This window comes from Mycoplana sp. 10N416, assembly GCF_056394765.1.
In genome coordinates this window covers 1-320 of record NZ_JBFTIM010000066.1, presented here as the reverse complement: position 1 = coordinate 320, position 320 = coordinate 1, and the positions used below count along the sequence as shown (strand labels likewise).

Below are 320 nucleotides of genomic sequence, written 5' to 3'. Positions count from 1 at the left end.
GCCTGGTCGGGCACGTTCCACGGGATCGGCGCACGACTGCTCCGGATGTATGCCGAGCAGATCGGTCTCAACGTCGACTTCACGATCCATGACCGGGAAGACAGCGCCGACCTGATGAACCTCGTTCGTCACGAACTCGGCCTGTCGAAAACCGAGAACCGCTTTCCGACGAAAGGCACCTGCCTTGCGATCTATTCGCGTGTCGTCAATTCCGAATGCTCCATCACCGACGTCCTCAAGACGGCCTACCCATGGGTGATGGGGTGGGAGGAGCAGCTCAAGGAACTGTTTGCGAGCTATGTCGAGGCCAAGCAGGCGCA

At 59.7% G+C, this 320-nt stretch carries 1 protein-coding gene; it reads left to right on the top strand.

Annotation, left to right across the window (positions count from 1 at the left end; genetic code table 11):
* Positions 1–320: UvrD-helicase domain-containing protein (locus AC1DDS_RS25835; RefSeq protein ID WP_477481454.1), on the top strand; the 320-nt coding region annotated here is incomplete at both ends.